Source organism: Rhizobacter sp. P2_H3, assembly GCF_056403355.1.
The window spans coordinates 1-4,437 of record NZ_JBFUFQ010000339.1 but is presented as its reverse complement, the minus strand read 5'-3'; the positions used below and the strand labels follow the sequence as shown (position 1 = coordinate 4,437).

The window sequence follows — 4,437 nt, the reverse complement described above, 5'->3', positions numbered from 1 at the left end:
CTTTGGGGGGATGCCTTGGGAGGATGCGATTGTTTGCAATTTCGAATGGACAGACGCCGATCGAATTGGTGTCACATCGCGATGGCATTCGGTCAATCAGAACAGCCCTGCCGGATCCTCCAGCGGATCCCAGGACCAGATCACCAGCTCGCGCCGGTCGACGGCCTTGCCGCCGCCTCCCACCGTGTAGGCGATGTCCAGCGACTCCATGTGCATGCCCTCGAAGCAACGCCGGATGTCCGGGTGATCGTTGATGCTCATCATCGCCTTGCCCTTCAGGCTGCGGAAAGCTGCGGCGATCGCCTGGTACTCCTCGAACGGGAACGGCACGCCGTAGCCCTCGGTCTGCCAGTACGGCGGATCCAGGTAGAAGAACGTGTGCGGCCGGTCGTAGCGCTCGATGCAGGTCTTCCAGTGCAGCCGCTCGACGAAGGTGCCGGCCAGGCGCAAGTGCGCAGCGCTCAGCTGCTCCTCGATGCGGAGCAGGTTCACCGGCGGCGCCGTCGTCGCCGTGCCCCAGGTCTGCCCCTGCACCTTGCCGCCGAAGCATTGGTGCTGCAGGTAGTAGAAGCGCGCGGCGCGCTGCACGTCGGTCAGCGTCTCCGCGGGCGTGTCCTGGATCCACTTGAACACCTCGCGGCTGGACAGCGCCCATTTGAACTGGCGCACGAACTCCTCGAGGTGATGCTTCACCACGCGGTAAAGGTTCACCAGCTCGCCGTTGATGTCGTTGATGACCTCCACGTCCGCCGGCGGGCGAAGGAAGTACAGCGCGGCGCCGCCGGCGAAGACCTCGACATAGCACTTGTGCGCCGGAAAGCGCGGAATCAGCAGATCGGCCAGGCGCCGTTTGCCGCCGATCCAAGGAATGATTGGGTTAGCCATGAGGCTCCAGTTGGGTGTGGGTACACTGCGCCCCGCCTCCCGGGAGGTGGCAGGGCCTTGGCTGGGCTCACAGGTCGACTCTGTGGGTTTGGTGGCTGCCGGGGTGTTAGCGCACTCCGGCAGCCGCCTTGTCTTTTGACATGTGCAGACGCCTGCACTTGCTCTAAAAAAGCGCTTGCGCGGTGGCAAGAGCAGCGGAAAAATATCGCGCATCCGGGCTAATCGCCGGGCACTCCGGCATTCGATGGGAGCATCGAGATGATCCAGCAGGAGTTCGTCAGCGCACCGATTGTTGACACCGGAAGCGAGTCCGTCCGGTTCGCCGTTGTCGTCGGCGGATTGGTCATCAGGGCCTTGGTCTCAAGAGAATTTCTGGAAGACCGTTTTCTGGCCGGCCCAAGGCCATCGGATTGGCTTGCTGCCTACGAATCCCACCGGCAAGAGCTCCACCAGATGGTCTCCAGGATGTACCTGCGCGAGGGGATTTCCCCCGTGCTCATCCACACCGATGAGTTCTGGGACGGTAGCCGCTGACTCACGACGAGTAGCGCTCTACTTGAGCGCCGGCGCCCTCGCCAGCAGTTCCGTCTTCTCTGCCGACCCGCGGCTCGATCCAAACTCGAACTGGTGCGCATCGCGCAGGCCGTTGGCGAACTGCTGGGTCAGCATGCCGAGCGGGCCGTTGAGCGCCATGATCAGCGGATTCACGTCGCCGCCCTTGGTCACGCCCAGCCAGGTCACGAAGACCATCGCCGACAGGCAGGCGAGCATGCCCACCACGTCGCCGACGATCATCAGGTCCGCGCGCTTGGTCGTCCTGCCGAGCTGAGCGAGCTGCACGTCGCGCTTGCGGGCGTCCTGCCGATCGGCGAGGAAGGCCTTGTCGAGGTCGGCCTCGGCCGCGATAACCGCCTGGCGGAACGCCAGCAGCGCAGCAGGATCGGCCTGAATCGCGCTCAGCGCGGCCTGGCCGGTGTCCTTGCCGGTGACCTGCTTGGCGATGTCGATCACAGTGCTGGCGGCCTGCTCGGCCTGGTCGCTGCCGGTGATCCACTTCAGGATGCCCGGCACGAACTGCGCGAGCGCGAATGCGGTGCTGATCGGGTCCATCAGGCCTTGCCTCCTGCTGCGGTCGTGATCTCAACCCGGTTCAGCAGCCAGCCGTAGACGAAAGCTTCATCCTTCGAGCGGCGCTCGGCCAGCTCGATGTAGAAGACACCCTGCAGTGCGTTGAGGGCGCGCAGCAGCACCACCTGTCCCTCGGCGCCGCGGCGGCGCGTGTACTCCCGCAGCGACGCCAGCGTCATCGGGCCGATGCGGCCGTCCGCCTTCACGTCGGGATACCAGCTGCCTTCCTTGTTCAGCACGTTCAGCGCGCGCTGCAGGAAGGTGGCCGCCTGGTCGGTGCCCTGGTTCACCGCGGTGTCGAACAGCTCGCCGGCTATGACCGGGGCTGCGCTTGCGACCTGGTCGAGCTGCAGCGCGTCCCAGTATCGGCTGCGGTAGATCGACTTGGCCCGGTCCAGGCCGAGCAGGTGCATCGGTCCGGTGTAGCCGAAGGCGCGCGCCACCGCCTCGGTGATGCCGTAATTCGTCTGGCCGCCGCTGTCGCGCGGGTCGTCACTGAAGCCGGCTTCCTTGCCGAGCACGGCTTCGTAGGCTACGTTGAAGTCCATTCGCTGTTGTCCCTGTCCTGGTTCTGGTGTCTTCGAGGTGGTCGTGCTGTTTTGGAATCGTTCGGCGCTGTCGGTCACTTGCTGAGCAGACGACTGAACCAGTCAAACTTGATTGCCCCCAGGCCGAGGAGCGCCATCACCGCGTACATCGCAAAGCGCCGCAGGCCCTTACCGAGCTGGCGGTCGACGTAGCCGCCCCAAACATCGACCAGGCGCTGCGCAGTGCGCTCGTCTCCGAGCTGGGTCACGAGCTGCGCAGCGAGCTTCTCAGCGATGCGCTGCATGTCGGCATCGGTCAGGGTACGGGGGTCATTCATCGGCGTTGTCCTCCTGGTCGTCGTTGTTGGATTTGGTTGGCGCGGCGCCCTGCTTCGGCGGGCTGGGCAGGCCGCTCGCGTTCTGGTTCGTCACGTCGCTGCTGAAGCGCAGGTCTTTCTCTTTGACCTTGCGGCGCCACTCGGCGACCTGCTCCAGCACGGTGTCGGGGTTGCGCCCGGCCTTGCGGATCACCTCGACCTCGCTGATGAAGCCGGCCTGGCTCAACGTCAGCCAGGCTGTGGCTTCCTTCGCCATGTCGATCCACGGCATCGACGGCGCGATGTAGAGCACGTCGTCCTCGGTCCCCGGCATCACGTCCTTCGGCGTCGGCACCACTTTCGAGAAGTCGGCCGCGAAGATGAAGTTCTCGACGGTCGGCCGCACGCACATGCTGACGAAGTCGTCGGTCAGGCAGGCGTAGTGCACCCACTGCTCGACGAGTTCTTGGCGCTGACTGCTGTAGGTGCCGTCGTAGTTGCGGCTRASRCTGGAGTAGCTCGCACCGATGCCGGCGGCGAACGCACGCAGCTGGCCGTTGCGGAAGGTGACCAGGTTCGGGTTCGGGCGGTTGCTGTCGATCAGGCCGATTTCTTCACCGACCGCGAGCGTGTCGATGATGGTGCCGGGGGACAGCGCGATCTGGCGCGCGATGTCGTTGCCGTTGTCGTCCTTCAGCGGGCCCTCGTAGCCGCCGCCGTCTGGCGCCTGGCGCTTCACGTAGCCGGTCAACATCGCGGCGACCTTCGCCGCGATGCGCTCCGACTCCTCGTAATCCTTGATGTCCTCGATGCGACCAATGACGCTGGCGTACCGAGTCACCCCGCGCGATTGACCGATACGCTGCAGGTGTGCCAGGTGAAGCATGCGGTCTGCCGGGATCGACTTCGGGTCTTGCCGCAGGCTCACCGCCTCGCTCGGGTGGCGCTTGTGCACAGCGTAGTTGGACGCACGCCCCCAGGCATTGCGCTGGATGCCATGCTCGAAGCCCCGGGCAGCATCGGTGTAGTCCATCGGCACCATGTCCGCTTCCAGCAGCTCCAGCGAGAACGGCACCCGGGTCCCATGATCGAGTCCAGGCACCTGCCCCAAGAGGATCTGAGCGAAGGCTTCCCCATCTCGGTACAGCGAGCGGGCAAGCAGGCGCTGGCAACGCGCATAGCTGTGCTGCCAACGGACTTCAGGGCGCCGCTGCCGATCGCGCCAGGCGGACGACAAGGCCTTCGCATAGTCAGCGTGAATCTCGCCCGTCCGAGTTCGCGGCTGAAATTCAACCCCGATTCCCTGTGCGCCGACTGTGTTGTTGACCAACACGTCGAGCGACCCGACGACCAGGTCGTGATTGCGGTCGAGATAGCGCATCTGATTGCGCAGTGGCACCGCGCCCTGCTGCGCTAGCTGATTGGGCGAGCCGCCATCACGCCGGAACTTGCGCTGAGGACTCGGACGCGCGGCCTCGTAGTGGGCCAACAGCGTTCGGCTGCGCAGGCGGCTCAAGCCACGCTGTGGGTCGAACCACGCAAGAAGGCGGTCGACGGGATTGAGGCGGGCGGTCATCGAT

Annotated in this window: 6 protein-coding genes; 1 reads left to right on the top strand and 5 read right to left on the bottom strand. The window is 65.1% G+C overall.

All coding sequences use genetic code 11. The features are described 5' to 3' along the window. Positions 1-96: 96 nt before the first annotated feature. Positions 97-885 carry a DNA adenine methylase gene (locus tag AC1D1T_RS30300; protein WP_477993143.1) on the bottom strand — a complete coding sequence of 263 codons (789 nt, stop codon included), beginning with the start codon at positions 883-885 and terminating at the stop codon, positions 97-99. 258 nt (positions 886-1,143) lie between these two features. On the opposite strand from AC1D1T_RS30300, the gene AC1D1T_RS30295 reads away from it, so the two are divergent. Next, positions 1,144-1,419, top strand: coding sequence for a DUF1488 family protein (locus AC1D1T_RS30295; RefSeq protein ID WP_477827577.1), 276 nt, complete (start codon positions 1,144-1,146; stop codon positions 1,417-1,419). An 18-nt stretch (positions 1,420-1,437) separates the two neighbouring features. Here AC1D1T_RS30295 and AC1D1T_RS30290 read toward each other — a convergent pair whose 3' ends face one another. The 4 genes from AC1D1T_RS30290 to AC1D1T_RS30275 all read right to left on the bottom strand — a co-directional run. Beyond that, the gene (locus AC1D1T_RS30290; protein ID WP_477827576.1) at positions 1,438-1,995 is read right to left on the bottom strand and encodes a hypothetical protein; all 558 of its coding nucleotides are present in this window, start codon (positions 1,993-1,995) and stop codon (positions 1,438-1,440) included. Then, entirely contained in the window at positions 1,995-2,561 is a 567-nt protein-coding gene (locus tag AC1D1T_RS30285) for a glycoside hydrolase family 108 protein (RefSeq protein WP_477827575.1), read from the bottom strand. The genes AC1D1T_RS30290 and AC1D1T_RS30285 overlap by 1 nt, the downstream gene beginning before the upstream one ends. A 74-nt stretch (positions 2,562-2,635) precedes the next feature. Next, positions 2,636-2,878 (bottom strand): hypothetical protein, encoded by a 243-nt coding sequence (locus tag AC1D1T_RS30280; protein ID WP_477993141.1) that lies wholly within the window; start codon positions 2,876-2,878, stop codon positions 2,636-2,638. Then, positions 2,871-4,437, bottom strand: a 1,567-nt coding sequence (locus AC1D1T_RS30275; protein WP_477993139.1) for a phage portal protein, incomplete at its 5' end; no start/stop codon positions are given. The genes AC1D1T_RS30275 and AC1D1T_RS30280, both read right to left, overlap by 8 nt.